13 protein-coding genes are annotated in these 18,487 nt (G+C 65.1%); 4 read left to right on the top strand and 9 right to left on the bottom strand.

Going from position 1 to position 18,487, the window contains the following annotated elements; genetic code table 11:
* Positions 1-183: 183 nt before the first annotated feature.
* Positions 184-1,173 carry a Bug family tripartite tricarboxylate transporter substrate binding protein gene (locus IQ16_RS21125; RefSeq protein WP_026311935.1) on the top strand — a complete coding sequence of 330 codons (990 nt, stop codon included), beginning with the start codon at positions 184-186 and terminating at the stop codon, positions 1,171-1,173.
* A gap of 6 nt (positions 1,174-1,179) precedes the next feature.
* Here the strand turns inward: IQ16_RS21125 and IQ16_RS21120 are convergent, their stop codons facing one another.
* From IQ16_RS21120 to IQ16_RS21085, 7 genes are all read right to left on the bottom strand, one after another.
* Complete coding sequence (locus tag IQ16_RS21120) at positions 1,180-2,319, bottom strand: MFS transporter (RefSeq protein ID WP_026311936.1); 1,140 nt, start codon at positions 2,317-2,319, stop codon at positions 1,180-1,182.
* 62 nt (positions 2,320-2,381) lie between these two features.
* On the bottom strand, positions 2,382-3,710 hold the full coding sequence (locus tag IQ16_RS21115; RefSeq protein ID WP_018642629.1) for an ATP-binding protein: 1,329 nt from the start codon (positions 3,708-3,710) through the stop codon (positions 2,382-2,384).
* Complete coding sequence (locus IQ16_RS21110) at positions 3,707-4,420, bottom strand: response regulator (RefSeq protein WP_018642630.1); 714 nt, start codon at positions 4,418-4,420, stop codon at positions 3,707-3,709. The genes IQ16_RS21115 and IQ16_RS21110 overlap by 4 nt, the downstream gene beginning before the upstream one ends.
* 90 nt (positions 4,421-4,510) lie before the next feature.
* Positions 4,511-6,463, bottom strand: coding sequence for a MacB family efflux pump subunit (locus IQ16_RS21105; RefSeq protein ID WP_018642631.1), 1,953 nt, complete (start codon positions 6,461-6,463; stop codon positions 4,511-4,513).
* 1 nt (position 6,464) lies between these two features.
* The gene (locus IQ16_RS21100) at positions 6,465-7,700 is read right to left on the bottom strand and encodes an efflux RND transporter periplasmic adaptor subunit (RefSeq protein WP_018642632.1); all 1,236 of its coding nucleotides are present in this window, start codon (positions 7,698-7,700) and stop codon (positions 6,465-6,467) included.
* On the bottom strand, positions 7,697-9,226 hold the full coding sequence (locus IQ16_RS21095) for an efflux transporter outer membrane subunit (protein ID WP_018642633.1): 1,530 nt from the start codon (positions 9,224-9,226) through the stop codon (positions 7,697-7,699). The genes IQ16_RS21100 and IQ16_RS21095 overlap by 4 nt, the downstream gene beginning before the upstream one ends.
* Before the next feature lie 1,374 nt (positions 9,227-10,600).
* Entirely contained in the window at positions 10,601-12,631 is a 2,031-nt protein-coding gene (locus IQ16_RS21085) for a TonB-dependent siderophore receptor (protein WP_244635787.1), read from the bottom strand.
* 49 nt (positions 12,632-12,680) lie between these two features.
* On the opposite strand from IQ16_RS21085, the gene IQ16_RS46610 reads away from it, so the two are divergent.
* The gene (locus tag IQ16_RS46610) at positions 12,681-13,010 is read left to right on the top strand and encodes a hypothetical protein (RefSeq protein WP_244635786.1); all 330 of its coding nucleotides are present in this window, start codon (positions 12,681-12,683) and stop codon (positions 13,008-13,010) included.
* A gap of 196 nt (positions 13,011-13,206) precedes the next feature.
* Here the strand turns inward: IQ16_RS46610 and IQ16_RS21080 are convergent, their stop codons facing one another.
* Positions 13,207-13,560 (bottom strand): hypothetical protein, encoded by a 354-nt coding sequence (locus IQ16_RS21080; RefSeq protein ID WP_244635784.1) that lies wholly within the window; start codon positions 13,558-13,560, stop codon positions 13,207-13,209.
* Positions 13,561-13,872: 312 nt separating this feature from the next.
* On the opposite strand from IQ16_RS21080, the gene bamA reads away from it, so the two are divergent.
* Together bamA and IQ16_RS21070 are read left to right on the top strand one after the other, a co-directional pair.
* On the top strand, positions 13,873-16,386 hold the full coding sequence (bamA, locus tag IQ16_RS21075; RefSeq protein ID WP_018642637.1) for an outer membrane protein assembly factor BamA: 2,514 nt from the start codon (positions 13,873-13,875) through the stop codon (positions 16,384-16,386).
* Between the two features lie 169 nt (positions 16,387-16,555).
* Positions 16,556-17,488, top strand: coding sequence for a helix-turn-helix domain-containing protein (locus IQ16_RS21070; protein ID WP_018642638.1), 933 nt, complete (start codon positions 16,556-16,558; stop codon positions 17,486-17,488).
* An 18-nt stretch (positions 17,489-17,506) separates the two neighbouring features.
* On the opposite strand, the gene IQ16_RS21065 is transcribed toward IQ16_RS21070, so the two are convergent.
* Positions 17,507-18,427: a catalase family peroxidase gene (locus tag IQ16_RS21065; RefSeq protein ID WP_018642639.1), complete on the bottom strand. Its 921-nt coding sequence runs from the start codon at positions 18,425-18,427 to the stop codon at positions 17,507-17,509.
* Between the last annotated feature and the right edge of the window lie 60 nt (positions 18,428-18,487).

Genomic DNA, 18,487 nt, shown 5'->3' with positions numbered 1-18,487 from the left:
CGCGTGGGTCGGTCGCCTTCCGAAATATTGTTTTAAAAGTAATGGGTTAGAGCACGCGGCATGGCGGTGAGGCCGCCGCATAGTCCGGATGGAGCATTGACGTCGGTCGCCGATTGCTGCGATGGGATCGTCCGGGAGCCGGTCCCGGCTCGGGCCGTGACCAACCGCTTCCGGAATTCGGGCATGTCTTCCTACTCGCGGCGACACTTCGTCCATGCATTACCGGCGGCGGCGGTGCTCGCGGCGATTCCGCGCATCGGGCAGACCGCCGATTATCCCTCTCGTCCCATTCGACTGGTGATTCCCTATGGGGCGGGCGGATCCGGCGACCAGATCGGGCGTCCCTGGGCGGAGAAGATGTCGTCGCTGCTTGGACCCGTCTTCATCGAAAACATCACCGGTGCGGGCGGCGCGATCGGGACAGCGGCGGTCGCGCGCGAGAAGCCCGACGGCTACTCGCTGCTGCTCGGGAACGACAGCACGCAGGCGGCCATTCCGCTGCTGGCGCAAAATCCGTCCTATGCGATGGCCGATTTCCGCGCCATCTGCCGCCTCATCACCAGCGCGCTTGTTTTCGTCGTCCATCCGTCGGTACCCGTCACAAATCTGCCTGAGCTGATTGCCTACGCAAAAGCCAATCCTGGAAAGCTGTCCTACGGGACCCCCGGTATCGGCAGCGGAAATCATCTCGTCGGCGAAGCCTTCAAGCTGCAGGCGGGCGGGCTGGACATCGTCCATGTCCCGTATCGGGGCATCGCTCAGGCCAGCAACGACCTCCTCGCCGGCCAGATCCCCCTGATCATTGCCGTGATGTCGGTGCAATTGCAGCAGTGGAGAGAGGCCGGCAAGATCCGGATGATCGCGGTCGCCACCGAGAAGCGGCTGAGCGTTGCCCCCGATATCCCGACCGCCATCGAATCCGGCATGCCGGGCCTCCGCTATGACGGCTGGTTCGGCCTGTTCGCGCCCCGGCAGACCGACGATGCGATCATCGACCGGATCGCGCAGGCGACGCGCATGGCCATGGCCGACAAGGCGATGCAGGCCAACTACCGCGCCGAGGGCATGGAGCCGGACAGCGATTCGAAGCCGGCCGAATTCCAGCGCCTCGTCGAGGCGACTTCGGCGAGCCTTGCGGGCATGATCAAATCGATCGGGCTGGAGAGGTTTTGAGACGACTCAATCCGCGGGGCGCGTGACGATGCGCGCCGACAATGTGACCAGACACATCAGCGCGGCCAGAAGCCAGAACGCCATCGGCAATCCGCCGAGGCGGGCGACGAAGCCGACGCCGGCGGGGCCCACCAGGATGCCGGCATAGCCGGCGGTCGTGATCGCGGCGACGGCGAGCCCCGTTGGCATCACCGTCTGCCAGGCTGCGCGGCGGAACAGCACCGGTACGAGGTTCGAGGCGCCGAGGCCGATCAGCAGGAAGCCGGCCATCGCAACCGCCGCAACGGGAGCTGTGAGCAGCACCACGAAGCCCCCGATCGCAATGAGGCTGCCCCAGAACAATGTCGCGCGGTCTCCGATGCGCGCGACGACGGCGTCGCCGCCGAGCCGCCCCACTGTCATCGCGATCGAGAACACGATGTAGCCGGTCCCACCTTGCGCCTCCGGGACGAGGCCCGCGCCGATCACGAGCAGCGCGCCCCAATCGAGCATCGCGCCTTCGACCAGGAAGGTGATGGCGCCGAGCAGCGCCAGCAGGAGCACCGAGCCGTGCGGCAGCACCAGGAGCGGCCCGTCCTGCACCTGCACCGAGCGAAGCAGGCGCGGCGACGTCACCACCATCGCGGCCAGCATCAGGGCGGAGCAGATCAGCGTGCAGGCGAGCGCGCCGAGCCGCAGCGACAGCAGCGCGGTCATCAGGGCCGATCCGGCGAAGCCGCCGATGCTGAAGAGCGCGTGGAAGCCGGACATCAGCGGAATTTTTGCGGCGCGCTCCACCTCCACCGCATGGATGTTCATGGCGACATCGATCGAGCCGAGCGCGGCGCCGAATGCGAGCAGCGCCAGTGCCAGCGATGCGGGCGTACTCGCGATCGCGAGCAAAGGCAGCACCAGTGCCAGACCAAGCCCGCCGGCGATGATGATCGGCCTGCTGCCGTAGCGCGCGCTCATGATGCCGGTCAGCAGCATCGCGGCGACCGAGCCGATGCCGAGGCTGAGCAGGAGCAGCCCGAGCATGCCGTCGTCGACGCCGAGCCGCGTCTTCGCGAACGGCACCAGCGGTGCCCAGCAAGCCATGCCGAAGCCTGCGACGAGGAAGGCAAGCCGTGTCGCAAGGCGTGTCGCCGGCCGGTCGGCGGAAGACATTGGAACTCCGGGAAGCAGGATTGAGGGAGGTGAAGCCGACAAGCCCGAGGATTGCCGCGACTTTATGGCCGGGATGCCTCCGGCGCCGCGCCGGTCCTGGCGAGCTGCAAGCGGACGCACAGGCCTTTCGGCGCGTTGTCGCGCAGCTCAAGGGTTCCATCATGCGCGGTCACGATCGCCTGCGCGATCGAGAGGCCGAGGCCGAATCCGGTCGTCTCGTCCATGGTGCGGGCGTCCTCACCGCGCACGAAGGGCTCCAGCATCGCCGCCTTCCTGTCATCGGGAATGCCAGGTCCATCGTCCGAAACCTCGATGACGAGCTGGTCCCCCGATATCGACAGCGCGACGTCGATCCTGGTCCCGAAGCGCGTTGCGTTCTGGACGAGGTTGGTGACCGCGCGGATGATCTCGTCCGGCCGCAGCACGAAGGCGGCGCGGTCGGGGCCCGAATAAGTCACCGCATGGCCGCAATCGGAAAATTGCTCGCACACCATCTGCAGCAGCGCCGCGACATCCACCAGTGTCGGCTTCACCGGGCTTTCACTGCGCAGCAGGGACAGAACCGATTCCAGCATCGACTGCATCTGGTCGAGGTCGCGCACGGTCTGCGTGCGCTGCGCCGGATCCTCGATATATTCCGAGCGCAGCCGCAGCCGCGTGATCGGCGTGCGCAAATCGTGGCTGATGGCCGCGAGCATGCGCGTCCTGTCGTTCATTAGCGCGGTGATGCGCTCGCGCATCCGGTTCAGCGCTCTGGCTGCGGACCTGATCTCCTCCGGTCCGTTCTCCGGCAGCGGCGGCGAGGCCCGGTTCAGGCTGAAATTCTCCGCCGCGCGCGCGAAGGCCGACAGCGGCGAGGACAGCGCGCGGCCGGCCCAGACGCCGAGCAACGTGACGCTCGCCACCAGGAACAGCAGCGTCGAGGTCCAGAGGCCGCTGACGAAGGCCGGTATCTGGGGCAATCCCATCGTCGCTTCGAGCACGTCGTCCTTGGCGAGATAGAACCAGACGCGATCCTGTTCTGCGCCGCTGCCGCGAATGAGCTCCGCCCGGCCGCCGAGTGCGGAGGGGATGGGCAGGGGTGTCCGCGCCGGCAGCGGCATAACGGAAGTCGAAACACCGTCCCGCAATTGCAGCTTGAGCGCCGGAAAGGTCCGGCTGATGCTGTCGAGGACGAGCGCGCGCTCCGCCTTGGGCGTGTTGGTGATGATCCGCGCGATCAGCTCGAACTGCTCGACCGGCGAGTTCGCGAGCAGCTTCGGCTGGTTGAGCAGGAAATATCCGGCGATCAGCACGTGGATCAGGATCAGCGAGACCAGGATCAGGGCGGCGATCTGACCGCTGATCCGCCTGAAGCTGAACAGCGCCAGGATGTCGGCGGCGCGGCTCATGCTTCCTCCACCCTTGGTGTGAAGATGTAGCCGCCGGTGCGGATGGTCTTGATCATGGAGGTGTCTTCGCTGCGGTCGAGCTTGCGGCGGAGACGGCTGACCAGCACGTCGACACTGCGGCCGAAACTTCCGCCGGGGCGGCCGCGCGTCATGTTCAAGAGACTGTCGCGGCCGAGAACACGGCCGGCGCGCTCGCAGAAGGCTTGCAGCAGGTCGAACTCGGCGCTGGTCAGCGGCACCTGCGCGCCCTCCGGGTCGCGCAACTCCCGCAGGCGCAGATCGATGGTCCAGCCCTGGAATTTCAGCCGCGTCGCGGTGGAGGCGGCCGCAAGACCGCTGGCATGCCGGCGCAGCACCGCGTTGATCCGGGCGAGCAGCTCACGGGGGTTGAACGGTTTTGGCAGATAGTCGTCGGCGCCCATTTCGAGGCCGAGGATGCGGTCGAGGTCCTCGCCCTTCGCGGTGAGGATGATGATCGGCGTCGTCGTTTCCATCCGCAGCCGGCGGCAGAGGCTGAGGCCGTCCTCGCCCGGCAGCATCAGGTCGAGCACGATCAGGTCGGCGCGGTTCTGCGAGAGGTGGCGGTCCATCTCCCTGCCGTTGGTGACGGCGCTGACCGCGAACGAATGCTCGCGCAGATAACGCGAGATGAGATCGCGGGTCGGCTGGTCGTCCTCGACGATCAGGATGTTGGGCGTGCCGTTGGTCATGGTTGAGATCGCATCGGGGGCGCCGATCGTTGGTCGATTTGCGGACGATTGTCTCGTCCGAAGAACTACGGTCATGGTGCAATCCTACGGTCAGTCACGGCTCAGCGCCACCACGGGGTCGAGGAAGGCGGCGCGGCGGGCGGGGAAGAAGCCGAAGGCGATGCCGATCCCGGTCGAGGTCAGGAATGCCGCGCCGATCGAGAATGCGGAATAGCTGACCTCGAAGCCGGGCACCGCCACGTTGATGGCGACGCCGAGCAGGACCGCAATGAGGATGCCGGCGATGCCGCCGATCGAGGAGATCAGGGTCGCCTCCACCAGGAATTGCTGGAGGATATCGCTGCGCCTCGCCCCGACCGCCATGCGCACGCCGATCTCGCTGATCCGCTCGGAGACGGACACCAGCATGATGTTCATGACGCCGATGCCGCCGACGACCAGCGAGATCACCGCGATCGCCGCCACCAGGAAGGCCAGCGTCTGCGTCGTGCTGGTGATGGTGCGGCGGATGTCGTCGGTGTTGAGGATGACGAAGTCCCTGGTGTTGTGCCGCTGCGTCAAGAGCGTGGTCACCGCGTCCTGCGCCAGATTGGTCGAGACCTCGTCGCTGATCCGCAAGAGGATGCTGCGCAGCGCGCGGCCGCCGGTGAACTGCGCCTGCACGGTGGTGTAGGGCAGGTACACCGCCAAATTCTGATTCGAGCCGAACCCGCCCTGCTGCTGCGCGATCACGCCGACGATGCGGCACGGCACCTTGCCGAGCCAGATCACGCGGCCGATGCCGGAAGTCTGGTCATCGGCAAAGAAGGTTTTTCTGGTGTTGTCGTCGATGACCGCCTGTCGCTCGATGTTGCGGACGGCGTCTGCGTCGAACAGGCGGCCTTTCGCCAGCTTGGCGCCCTTGACCAGGAAATAGCTCTCGCCGACGCCGTTGACGAGCACATTGGATTCGTTGCCGCGATAGCGCACCGTGGTGCTGGTCGAGACCGTCGGCGTGACGCCGGCGATGAAGCCCTGCCGGTCGAGCGCACGGGCATCGTCCAGCACCAGCGTCTTGATCTTGCCGGCGCGCGCATCGCCAAAGTCCTTGCCCGGAAACACCTCGATCGTGTTGGTGCCGAGGCTCGAAATGTCCGACAGCACCTTGCGCTGCGAGGCGTTGCCGAGCGCGACCACCGACGATACCGCGGCGATGCCGATGATGATGCCGAGCATGGTCAGGAACGCGCGCAGCCGGTGCGCGGCCATCGCCACCAGCGCCATGCGTGAGGCCTCGCGCAGCCGTCCCAACGCGCCGGTCCAGCCGACGCCGCCGTTCGATGCTGTGCGGGCGACCGGCTCCGACGCGCCCGCGCTCTCCATGCGGCGATCGGAAACGATCCTGCCGTCCCGCAACTCGATGATGCGCTCGGCCCGGGCAGCGACATCGGCATCGTGGGTGACGATGATGATCGTCCGTCCCTCGCGATGCAGCTCTTTGAGGATCTTCAGCACCTCCTCGCCGCTGCGCCGGTCGAGCGCACCGGTTGGCTCGTCCGCGAGGATCACCTCGGCGCCGTTGATCAGCGCCCGCGCGATCGAGATACGCTGCTGCTGGCCGCCGGAGAGCTGGTTCGGGCGGTGGCCGCCTCTCGTGCCGACGCCGAGCCGCTCGAGCAGCGCGCTCGCGCGCGTCCGGCGCTCACGCGCATTGAGGCCGGCATAGACGGCGGGGATTTCGACGTTCGCGGCAGCGGTGAGATCGCCGAGCAGATTGTAGCGCTGGAAGATGAAGCCGAAATGCTCGCGTCGTAGCGCGGCCAGCTCGTCTGCATCCAACTCGGCAACGTTCTTGCCGGCGACGCGATAGGCGCCCGACGTCGGACGATCGAGACAGCCGAGGATGTTGAGCAGCGTCGATTTGCCTGATCCGGACTGACCGATGATCGCGACCATCTCGCCGGGCTGGATGCTCAGTGAGAGGTCATCGAGCGCCATCACAATGGTGTCGCCGGCTGCGAACTCGCGGCGGATGTCCTGGAGGTCGATGATCGGATCGGTCATGTCAGGGACCTCCCCCGCCGGGAGGTCCGCCCGGCATGCCGCGCGATGCGGTCTGCTCGCTGGCCTCGCCGGTCACGACCCGCTCGCCCGCCTCTAAGCCGGATTTGATCTCGACGGTGGTGCGATCGTTGAGGCCGGTCTTGACCTCGCGCTCGCTGACGTCGCCCGACGTGCTGAGGGTGCGCACCGTGCTGCGTCCATCGGACTTGCGCATCACGGCGAGCGCAGGGATCGTTTTCACCCGCTTGGCCTCGCCGGTGATGATGTGCACCTCCGCGGTCATGTAGGTTCGGAGCGCATAATCCTTGTTCGGGACGTTGAAGACGCCGATGTAGTAGATCGCCGTGCTGGTCGAGCTCGACGAGCTCGAGCTTGAGCTCGTCGTCGTTGAGGTCGAGGAGAAGCTGGCGTCGTTCTTGATCGACTCCGGCGCCGGCTCGATCTGCTCCAGCCGCGCCTCGTAACGGTGATCCTGGTCGCCGAGGATGGTGAAGTAGAGCGATTGTCCCGATCGGACCTTGACGATGTCGGCCTCGGAGATCTCCGCCCGCACGGTCATGGTCTCGAGCTGGCCGAGCACGACGATGGTCGGCGCGGACTGCACCGCGTTGACCGTCTGTCCCTCCTGCACGACGGTCGCGAGCACCGTGCCGTCGATCGGCGCGGTGATGCGGGTGTAGTCGAGGTTCACCCGCGCCGTCTCGACGCTGGCCTCGGCGCCGACGATCAGCGCTTCCAGCGCTGCGATCTGGGCGTGGGTCTGGCGCACGGTCGCTTCCGCGCTGTCGAAATCGCTGCGCGAGGTCGCGCGCTGCGCAAGCGTCGCCTGCTGGCGCGCAAGGTTGGCGTCGGCCAGCACCAGCGCGGCCTCCTTTTCGGCCTTCTGCGCGCGATAATTCTTCAGCGACGCTTCCGAGTTGCGCAGATCGTTCTGCTTGGTGACGGGGTCGATCTGGGCGATGACGTCGCCGGCCTTGACCGTGTCGCCGACGCGCACGTTGAGCGCGGTGATCCGGCCGGACACCTGCGCGCCGACGGCGGTCAGCCGCGCCGGCTTCAGCGTGCCGCTGGCGAGCACCTCCTCGCGGAGATCGCTGACCGCGACCGGCGCGGTGATGTAGGATTGCGCCTTGCTCGACGTCCCCGGCGAACGCGTCGCCAGCACCATGCCGGTCGCGACCACGGCAAACACCGCGGCCGTGATCTTCACGCGCTTGACGGTGATGATCCCAGTCACTTCTGCGCCTCCCGGACGTGAGGTCCCGTATTGGTATCGACGATAACAGGCGTCGACACGTCCACCGGATCGGCCCAGCCGCCGCCGAGCGCCTTTGCCAGCGAAATGTAATCCTTGGCCGCCGACACCTTGCTCTGGATCAGCGAATCCTCGGCCGAATAGAGCGAGCGTTCGGCGTCGAGCACGTCGATGAAGCTGGCGCTGCCGGTCTCGAACAGCGATCGCGACAGCTTTGCGGCCTCGCGGTAGTTCTTCGCCGCTTCGGTCAGCTTGGTCGCGCGCACGCGCTCCTGTGACAGCGACACCAGCGCGTTCTCGACATCTTCGAGCGCGGTGAGCAGGGTCGAATGGAACGTCGCGAACGCCTGGTCGCGTTGCGCTTCCGCGATCTTGACCGTGGCCAGACGCTTGCCCGCATCGAACACCGGCACGGTGACGGAAGGACCGACCGACCAGCTCACGCTGGAATATTTGGCGAGATCGCCGGCGCGCAGTGCAGAGGTGCCGACCGAGCCGGTCAAGGACACCGCCGGATAGCGATCGGCTTCGGCCGCGCCGATCTTGGCAGTCGCCTGCGCCAGCTTGCGTTCGGCGCCGGCGACGTCGGGACGGCTCATCAGGCGATCGGCGGGCAGGCCAGTCGGCAGCGGCATGCGCGGTGCCGGCACGGGTGTCGGCCGCGCCATCAGCGAAGCGACGGCATCCGGCGGCCGCCCGAGCAGGATGCCGAGCCGGTGGATGTCGGCGGCGAGCGCGGCCTGATAGGTCGGAACGTTGGCCTCGGTGCTCGCGGCCTGTGCAGTGGCCTTGGCGAGATCGACGGCGTTGCCGCTGCCGGCCTCGTATTTGCTGCGGGTGAGCTTTTCGGTGTCGCGCTGCGAGACCGCGGTGCGCTGCGCCAGCGCGATCCGGGCCTGATAGCCGCGTGCCTCGACGTAATAGGCGGCGACGTCGCCGATCAGCGTGACGAGGCTGTCGCGCAGATCCTCCTCGGCCGATTGCGCCCCGCGCACCGCCGCCTCGATGCTCCGCTGCGTACCGCCGAACAGGTCAAGCTCCCAGCTCGAATCGAAGCTCGCCTGGTGCAGCGTGTAGGGCGCGCTGTCGACGACGGCTGATGCGGAGCCCGAGCTGGTCTTGTTGTCGGTCACCGAGGCCGAGCCGCTGACCGACGGAAACAGGCCGGCGCTGGTCTGCTGCACCGTTGCCCGCGCCTCGCGCACCACCGCTTTTGCCTTGGCGACATCGGGGTTGGCCTCCACGGCCTGTTCGATCAGGCGGTTGAGCAAGGGATCGCGCAGGCGTAGCCACCAGCGATCGAGCGTGCCTGCGCCGCGCCGCGAAGCGGTGTTGGTGCTCCAGTGCGACGGCAGGTCGAGCCTGGGCGGGCCAGCATAGTCCGGCCCGACCGCACAGCCTGCCAATGAGCCGCTCAGTATCAGCGCGAGGCATGCCGATCCGGCACGGGAGAGGGCTTCGCGCAGCAGGCGGGGCGTCGGATGACGGTTCTCCTTTGCGGAAAGCACGGGGACTGCGACGGACGAGTATGACGGCATCAAATCGGCTGAGATTCATTGGCCTCGCCCGGGAAGGAGGAGAGCGCTCACGGCCCTCGGAGAGGCAGGACGAGGCGGGAACCACTAGCCTAGGGATCGTGGCCTTTCGGCAGCCCGAATGTTGCTGAATGTAAACAGATGTTGCGCGGCATCTCGGCGCCGCGGGGCAGTTCTCAGGCAGAACATCGGGCCCTGTTTCGCAGCCGAGTCAAGGGCTGCCGGCGAAAAGATTCCGCTTTACCGAAATTCGGATTTGTCGTATGTGTCGCCCATCCCGGCTCATCCTTGAGGGGCGATCATGTGGTCGTCATTTTCGCGAGTCGGGCTTGCGGTGGACGCGGCAGCGTCGGGCGCGAGAGGTGTGGGCAGGGCGGATTGCTCTCCGTGAGCCCAAAACTTCGTGCGGACGAACGGCGCTGACAGGTTGGTCTCGTCTGTAAGTTTCCGGCTCTGTCGACGGAGCTGGGAAAACTGCGGCGAAATGGCGGACCGCGCGTACGGCAAAACCGTGTGGTCCTGGCCGTCGTTGCTACGGTCAAGCTCTTGCGGAGGCGGTGATCGCGTCAACCGGCGCGGTGCTGGTGAATTTCGCGGGAGTGAGGGAGGCCAGAGGGAATTCGGCTCCCGGGAGAGCGCGGCATAAGCCGTCCGACCATCGCGCAGGGAAGGCCGAGTGATTGGCACCACCTGTATGCTGCTGTGCGGTTCCTTTGCGCTACATCTTCGCGCAGCGGACCGCGGGTGCGAGGTCAGCACCTGGCCTTCCCTGCGCCCTCTTGATTGAGAGGGTGGAGCGACGAAGCAAAGCTCGGGCGAAACCAGCCGCGAGGATGCGAAGGCGTGTCCTCTTCGAGAATTTCAAAATCAATGATGCGGGTTCAAATTTATGACCGTCACCCTGAGGTGCGCGCTCTGCTGCGCACAGCGCTTGCAGAGCAAGCCTCGAAGGGCGACGGCCCGGCTGCATCTGGGGCCGCTCATCCTTCGAGGCTCCGCATGGGACGCGTTGCGTCCCATGCCTCGCACCTCAGGATGACGGAATTGATAGCTCCGTCATTGCGAGCGTAGCGAAGCAATCCAGAATCCCTCCGCGGAAAGGCTCTGGATTGCTTCGCTGCGCTCGCAATGACGATGTGGAGGTAGCGAGCGCCACACTCCGCTCTCGTGCCCCGGACGCAGCGCAGCGTCCTCCCGGCGATGCGGAGCATCGTCCGGAGCGACGGTGCGCTGCAGAGCCGGGGCCCATCTATCGGCGCGGGGCCGTGTCGCCTTCTGGGTCCCGGCTCTGCGCCGCAACGCTTCGCGCGTTGCGGCTTGTCCGGGACACGAGCGTGGCCAATGGCGCTACCACCGATAGCTCAACGTCCCGATCACCTGACGCCGTGCGCTGGCGTAGCAATAGCCGGACTGGCAGGTGTCATACTTCTTGTCGAACAGGTTGGTGGCGTTCACGCGCATGTAGGCGCCGCGAAAACTCCGGTCGAGCTTGCCGAGATCGTAGTCGACCACGGCGTCGAACAACGTGACAGCGGCATTCTCGAAAGTATTCTGGTCGTTGCCGAAGTTCGCGCCGATATAGCGCAGGCCGAGGCCAAGTCCCAGTCCTTCCACCGGTGTGCCGGACTGGAACGTGTACTTGCCGAACGCCGCGAACGAGTCTCTCGGGATGCCGGAATACTCATGGCCCGTCGTATCGGAATTGCCCCGCGTGATCACGACGTTGAGATGGGTGTAGGCCGCGGTGAGGTCGAAGCTGGGTGTGAGCGCCAGCTTGGCCTCGAGCTCGAGCCCCTTCGATTCGATCTGTCCGGTGGCCGCCAAGACTGCGATGTTGTCGGGGTTGGTGCGCAGAACATTGTCCTGCTTGATGTCGAACACGGCGGCGGTGAGCAGCAGCGGAACGTTCGGCATCTGATACTTGACGCCGACTTCCGATTGCTCCCCGGTGGTCGGCTTGAAGGCGGCTCCCGTCACGTCGACGCCCGTCTGCGGGCTGAACGAGGTGGCGTAGCTGACATAGGGTGCAACGCCGTTGTCGAACACATAGCTCAGGCCCGCGCGACCGGTGAAGGCCGACGGCTTCTGGGTGTCCGGGGGCCCGTCCAGGGTGGTCGTCGTGCTCTGCGAGACCCAGCTCTGACGCCCGTTGAGCGTCAGGATGAATCCGCCGAGCCTCGCCTGCTCCTGCGCGTAGACTCCGATCTCGTTGGTCGACTGCTTGGTGAAAATCGAGAATGCCGGCGTGGCGATCGCCTGCGTGCCGTAGTTCATGGTCGCAAGATTGAGGTCGGGCGCCGGTCCGTACCCGATCTTGTCGTCGTAACGGGAATTGCTGTAGTCGACGCCGAACAGGACGGTGTTCTTGACCGCGCCGAGCATGAACTTGGCTTCGGCCTGGTTGTCGAGCGTGGCGGTCTTGAAATTGTCGAGAATTCGCCAGGCCGAACGCGTCGCGGTCTGGGTCGCGAAGTCGAGATTATCGATCTGGGAGTATTTCGCGTCGGTGTTGACCTGATAGAACCGGAAATTCTGCCGGACGGTCCAGGTGTCGTTGACGTTGTGCTCGAATGCGTAGCCGACGCGGAACTGCTTCTGGTCCATCGCGCTGAACGCCGGATCGTTCGAGTAGATGTTGGTCAGCTTGCCATCCACCGTGCGCGCGTTGCCGATGCTCGCAGCGGTGCGGCTGGTCTGATACTCGCCGAGGATCGTGAAGGTCGTATCGAGGTTCGGTTTCCAGGTCAGGGCAGGCGCGATATAGGCGCGGTCGTCGTCATTGCCGGGAAACCACGTTTTTGCGTCGCGCAGCAGGCCCGTCAGCCGGTAATACAACTGGTCGCTGCCGGGGACCGGGCCGCCGACGTCGAAGGCGCCCTGGTAGCGATCGTAATTGCCGGCCTGCAATTGCACCTCGCCGAACGCCGTCTGCGGCGGCCGCTTCGTCGTGACGTCGACGATGCCGCCGGGGGAGCCGAGGCCATAAAGGCCGGAGGCCGGGCCGCGGAGGATAGATACGCGCTCGATTCCATAGGGCTCGATCTTGGGAATGGCGAAATTGCCGCCGCCCTGCCGCAGGCCGTCGCGATAGATGCCGGTATAGGTCACGTCGAAGCCGCGGATGGAAAAGGCGTCGAAGCGCGGATCGTAACCGAATGCCGTGGTCGTGACGCCGGGTGTGTAGTTCACGGCGTCCTTGAGCGTCTGAACGTTGCGATCTTCGAGCTCCTTCTTCGTCACGACGGAGAGGGATTGCGGCGTCTCGATCAGCGGCGTGTTGGTCTTGGTGCCTGCAGTGCCGCTGGTCGCGACGTAGCCGGTCGTCGTACCAGTCGCGCCTCCAGCCGCCTGCGGTGCGCGATTCTGATCGGCTGCCAAATTGCCGCGCCGATTCGTCGTGGCTGCGCGTTGCGACCGCGCGCGCTGATTGGACGCGGTGCTGTTGCGCGTCTTCGGCGCGCTCGGTGCTTCGACGGTGACCGGTGGCAGGTCGCTGCTCTGGGCCTGTGCCCGGGAAGCCAGGACGTCAACAGATACGAAAACGATCGAACCGAACATCGTGGCGTTGATCGCTGCTGCGCTTCCAAACCAACGAAGTTTCCTCTCCGACAAAGCAACGCCCACCAATGATGATCCCCAATTTCGCCGAACTGAATCACGCGAACGCGCGCAGCTGCGTGCTGATGCGCGTCGAGCGATGCGGACTTCTATGGGTGAAGCGATCGGAATTCCACACGCGCAAAATAGAATTGCTTGAAGCTGCGATGAGCGGATTTGGAATGGTTCGAGATGAATGTGGAGAACATGAAGTCGCGTGCGGCAGATGCGCGCACGCGCACGTCATCTCCGCTCGTGCGCGATTGCCAGCGGACGACCGACGCAATACCGATGGAAGCAACGCATTGACTGTCGTTTCGCTCATCGAGGAGATGAGCAGAGATTTCGCAAGCCGATCACCACGAGATCGGGATTCTCGATACGAACCCGCCAAAATCCGAGTCGGGGCTCAGCGGCTGGCGATCGAGCGGCCGGTTGTTGTTCTCGCGTGCGAACGAGATGCCGGGCGGGAAGGCGTAGTCGCTGAACTTGCGCTCGCCGGGGAGCAACTCGGTCCCTCCGTCCAGCCAGGACCGCTTGCTGACATAGATGCGCGTGTGCGGGCCGGACTGATAGGACTGGTTGGGGCCGCGCGGACCGTACTCATAGACCGCATTTTGTGCCGTCTGTCGTTGATCGAGCTTGCCGGTCGTCCCGGCATGAGCGGCCAAGGTCGAGGCGAGGAGGGCGACCAGTACCGTTCTGGTCATGACAAGCGCGTTCATCGACGAATACCCATGCAAGTTCCTGATGTCGTCGCCTCTCGCACCGGCTTAAGCCTCTGTAAAGAATCCGGGCGTTGCGCGATGTTGCTGAAGGTCTGCATGGGCAAGCCGTATGCGCAGCGGGCGCCATGCCATTCGGTCACCGCCGGCAGGCCCGCGCGATCGTCACGGCTGCTGCGTTTGCGTACTGATCCGCCAATCAAATTGAACGACCGGAAACAATGCAGAAATCACAAAGCCACACCGCGGCCACAGCCGTCTCGTTTCAGAGCAGGCTAGGTGCTCTTGAGGTGTGGAATGTCGTTTTTGCGGCCCTGGCTGATCGCGGTGGTGATGTGCGGTGTATCGATTGCGAGTTCGGGTCCTGTCGCGCTGTTGCCGCAGCCGGCGGCCGCACAGGCGGTGGAGACGATCGTCGTCGAGGGCAATCGCCGCGTCGAGGCCGAGACCGTGCGCTCCTATTTTAGGCCCGGCCCGGGCGGGCGCCTTGACCAGCCGGCGATCGACGACGGCCTCAAGGCGTTGATCGCGACAGGTTTGTTCCAGGACGTGAAGATCAACCAGGCCGGCGGTCGCATCGTCGTGTCGGTGGTCGAGAATGCCGTGATCGGGCGCATCGCCTTCGAGGGCAACAAGAAGATCAAGGACGAGCAGCTCTCGGCCGAGATCCAGTCCAAGGCGCGCGGGACCTTCTCGCGGGCGCTGGTGCAGTCCGACACGCTGCGAATCGCCGAGATCTACCGCCGTTCGGGCCGCTACGACGTGCGCGTCACACCCGAGATCATCGAGCAGCCGAGCAACCGCGTCGATCTCATCTTCACGATCGTGGAAGGCGTCAAAACCGGAGTGAGGTCGGTCGAGTTCATCGGCAACAGCGCCTACTCGGCCGCGCGCCTGCGCGACGTGATCAAGACGCATGAGAGTAATCTGCTCAGCTTCCTCGGCAACAACGACATCTACGACCCCGACCGCATCGAGGCCGATCGCGACCTGATCCGCCGGTTCTATCTCAAGAACGGCTTCGCCGACGCCCAGGTCGTGGCCGCGCTCACCGAATATGATCCGGAGAAGAAGGGTTTCAACGTCACCTTCAAGATCGAGGAGGGCCAGCAATATCGCGTCGGTTCGGTCGATTTCCGCTCCAGCATCGCCAATTTCGACGCGAGCGCGATGCGCTCCTATTCGCGCGTCGGTGTCGGCTCGCTCTACAACGTCGAATCGGTCGAGAAGTCGACCGAGGAGATGCAGATCGAGGCCTCGCGTCGCGGCTACGCCTTCGCCGTGGTGCGGCCGAGCGGCGACCGCAACTTCGAGGCGCACACCGTGTCCGTCGTGTTCAACATCGACGAAGGCCCGCGCTCCTATATCGAGCGCATCAATCTGCGCGGCAACACCCGCACGCGGGACTACGTCATCCGCCGCGAGTTCGACATCGCGGAAGGAGATGCCTACAACCGCGCGCTTGTCGATCGTGCCGAGCGTCGGCTGAAGAATCTCGACTACTTCAAGAGCGTCAAGATCGTCACCGAGCCGGGCTCCTCCAGCGACCGCGTCATCCTGATCGTCGATATGGAGGAGAAGTCGACCGGCGACTTCTCGATCTCCGGCGGCTATTCCACGACCGATGGAGCCCTGGCCGAGGTTTCGGTCTCCGAGCGCAACCTGCTCGGCAAGGGCCTCTACGCCAAGGCGTCCGTCAGCTACGGCCAGTACTCGCGTGGCATCTCGCTGTCCTTCGTCGAGCCATATCTGCTCGATTACCGGCTGGCGCTTGGATTCGACACCTACTGGCGCCAGCAATTGTCGAACAGCTATACGAGCTACGGCGTGACGACGCTGGGCTTCTCGCCGCGCCTGGGCTTTGCGTTGCGCGAGGATCTCTCGCTCCAGCTCCGCTATTCGCTCTATCAGCAGAGCATCACGCTCGCCAGCGCGTACAATAACTGTAACAACAACGCATCGAATACGTCGCTCGCCTACAACCCGACGCCGGCCTACATCAAGAATGTCCTGGGTGGCGTCGACCCGACCAACGCCACGGATTCCGGCGTCTATGGCTATGGCTGCTACGGCGACGGCGAGTCGAGCCTGCCGGTCCGGAAAGAACTGGCGAACGGCGCGACCTGGACGTCGGCGCTCGGCTACACGCTTAACTACAACACGCTCGACAACACCAAGAACCCCACGGACGGCTTGCTGGTCGACTTCCGCCAGGATTTCGCCGGTGTCGGCGGCGATGTCACCTATCTCAAGACTGCGGTGGACACCAAATACTACACGCCGCTGGTGTCCGAGATCGTCAACGTGATCCATCTGCAGGGCGGCATCCTCAACAAGATCGGCAACAACGATCTGCGCATGCTCGATCATTTCCAGATGGGCCCGAACCTCGTGCGCGGCTTCGCCTCCAACGGCATCGGCCCGCGCGACATCACCTACTATAATTACGGCTCCAACGGTGATGCGCTCGGCGGCACGAAATACTGGGGCGCGTCCATGGAATTGCAGATGCCATTCTGGTTCCTGCCGAAGGAGGTCGGTCTGAAGGGCGCGGTCTATGCCGATGCCGGTTCGCTCTGGGGCTACCAGGGGCCGACGTCGTGGACGGCCACCGGCGAGGTCAACACCAAGGCCTGTCCGACCTGCGGGCTGCAATATGACGACGGCAACGTGGTGCGCTCCTCGGTCGGCGTCGGCCTGATCTGGGCCTCGCCGTTCGGACCGCTGCGCTTCGACTACGCCGTACCGATCACGAAGGGCAAATACGACATTGTCCAGGAGTTCAGGTTCGGAGGCGGCACCTCTTTCTAGGTCGCGGCGCTGCGGCGGGGAGTCTCGGCATCCGTCGTGCATTTGTGAAAATCTGTGATAGGGCCGGTGCGCGAGTGCGTGGACAGCCCTTGGCGAATGTCCGATAATGTGTCCTGCAAATTGTGGGCCCTGGGGCCTGCACTTGAGCTTCCGCAGAAGGACGATCCCGATGACACAGGCTGGCGCCTACGGGCAGAGGCTTGGGCAGTTCCTGCGCTTGAAGGACGCGCCGCCCGCGCTGGTGGCGCGCTCGCTGCGTAGTGCCGAGCTGGCAGTCACCGAGACCCGGAACGACCATCCGGAGCGCGGCCTGTCCGGCTCGCTGGCCGCGGAGGACGCCTTCCTGGTCAGCCTGAAGCTGCACGATTACCCGGATTGCGAGCTCTGGGAGCGCGGCAAATCCGTCATGAGGGCGGACGTTCGCGCCGGTACGACCTACCTCTATGACCTCAAGCGCGATCCGCGCTACGTGATCGACAAGCCGTTCCATTCGCTGTTCTTCTATATTCCACGCTCGGCACTCGACAGCATCGCCGAACAGAGTCATGTACCGCGGGTCGATGATCTCGACTGCCAGGTCGGTGTCGGCCATGATGACGGAATCATCCGCCACATCGGCGCGTCGCTGCAGGAAGGGCTGCGCAGGCCGGACGAGGCCAATCAGCTCTTCATCGACCACATGATGCTCGGGCTCACCGCCCATGTCGCCCAGATCTATGGCGGGCTGCAGCGTAAGTCCGCGCCCGCGCGCGGCGGTCTTGCACCCTGGCAGGCGAAGCGCGCGTGCGAGCGGCTGGAGTCGGATCTCGGCGGCAAGCTTTCGCTGCAGAAGGTTGCGGCCGAGCTCGATCTCTCGGTCAGCCACTTCTCGCGCGCGTTCCGCATCTCCGTCGGCATGCCACCGCACCAATGGCTGCTGCATCAGCGCGTGAAGGCGGCCAAGCAATTGATGGGCGTCCGCGATCTGCCGCTGTCGGAGATCGCGATGTCGGCCGGCTTCGCCAACCAGAGCCACTTCACGCGCGTATTCTCTTCGATCGCCGGGGTCAGCCCGGCCGTGTGGCGTCGCGAGGCGCTCGGTGCTTCCAGCGGCGAGGCGTGAAGCCGGACGCCTGCGTCGTCAGCGGCGTTTCGCGAGAGAGATGGTGTAGGCGGCGCGTCGCGCGGCAAAGATCTCGTCCGGCGGGTGACCGATGCCGTCGGCGAGATTGGCCGGATTGAAGATGGAGGCGTCGCAGGCCTGATCCGGTTCGAAGCCCGTGATCACGATCGTGCCGAGCCGCACCTCCTCGCGATGATCCTCATCCGGCCAGCGTATGGTCACGTCCATGGTCGGATCGCCCGGGCGGTCGAGCAGCGCCATGACGTTGAAGCGGACATTGCCTGTAGCGATCCGCGCACCCAGATCGTCGCGCAGGAAATCGGCCGGCTTCGTTCTGGCCTCGTCCGCGTTGAGCGTGATCTCGCCGCCGGCCGGAACGACCTTGAATTTGATGAAGCGCGTCTCATTCGCGACATTCGTCGCAGGAAAGGAATGCACGCCCCAATAGGTCGTGCCGGCAAGGCTTCCGGGCACCGGACGCGCGGCGATGTAGTTCGCCTGGTTGAGCGTCTCAGGATTGGCCGCCGAGAAAGCCTTGACCTTGGCCATATCAGGCTTGCCATCCGGCCCCGGCCTGCGTGCCTCGAGGAAGGCCAGCATCTGGTCGAGCGTTCGCGCAAAATGCACGGGCGCGCTCTCCACCAGGATATCCGAGCGGTGATCGTCGTCGCCGAGCTTGAAGCTGAAGCCGCGCAGCACCAGATTGTTGGTATCGGCGACGGCAGGGTTACCGCCGCCGACCGAGAAGCGTGCCAGCACGCGCGATGGCCTTGTGAAGCTCTGCGATCGCGTGACTTCGCCCGCCCGGTCCGACGGTGTGTAGGTGCCGCGAACGCACCAGCCCTTGGCAAAGCTGGCGCGGACCTTCGGCGGATTACCGGCGACGGCTTTGAGGGCGTCGACGATGGATGCGGGCGTTGCGGCGGGGACGTCGGACATGTGAGCCTTCTCGCGTGGGGCGGGCAGGCTAGGCGTTGTGCGAACCGGCGTCTTTCCCAA

The organism is Bradyrhizobium huanghuaihaiense, from assembly GCF_007830635.1.
Lineage (GTDB): Bacteria > Pseudomonadota > Alphaproteobacteria > Rhizobiales > Xanthobacteraceae > Bradyrhizobium > Bradyrhizobium huanghuaihaiense.
The sequence above is the reverse complement of the archived record's forward strand: the minus strand, read 5'-3'. Positions and strand labels throughout refer to the sequence as shown.

Coding starts and splice junctions, on each gene's coding strand:
- IQ16_RS21105 (WP_018642631.1), bottom strand. CDS start 6,463: ATGACCGATCCGATCATCGACCTCCAGGACATCCGCCGCGAGTTCGCA.
- IQ16_RS21080 (WP_244635784.1), bottom strand. CDS start 13,560: ATGACCAGAACGGTACTGGTCGCCCTCCTCGCCTCGACCTTGGCCGCT.
- bamA (WP_018642637.1), top strand. CDS start 13,873: ATGTCGTTTTTGCGGCCCTGGCTGATCGCGGTGGTGATGTGCGGTGTA.
- IQ16_RS21070 (WP_018642638.1), top strand. CDS start 16,556: ATGACACAGGCTGGCGCCTACGGGCAGAGGCTTGGGCAGTTCCTGCGC.
- IQ16_RS21125 (WP_026311935.1), top strand. CDS start 184: ATGTCTTCCTACTCGCGGCGACACTTCGTCCATGCATTACCGGCGGCG.
- IQ16_RS21110 (WP_018642630.1), bottom strand. CDS start 4,420: ATGACCAACGGCACGCCCAACATCCTGATCGTCGAGGACGACCAGCCG.
- IQ16_RS21120 (WP_026311936.1), bottom strand. CDS start 2,319: ATGTCTTCCGCCGACCGGCCGGCGACACGCCTTGCGACACGGCTTGCC.
- IQ16_RS21115 (WP_018642629.1), bottom strand. CDS start 3,710: ATGAGCCGCGCCGCCGACATCCTGGCGCTGTTCAGCTTCAGGCGGATC.
- IQ16_RS21065 (WP_018642639.1), bottom strand. CDS start 18,427: ATGTCCGACGTCCCCGCCGCAACGCCCGCATCCATCGTCGACGCCCTC.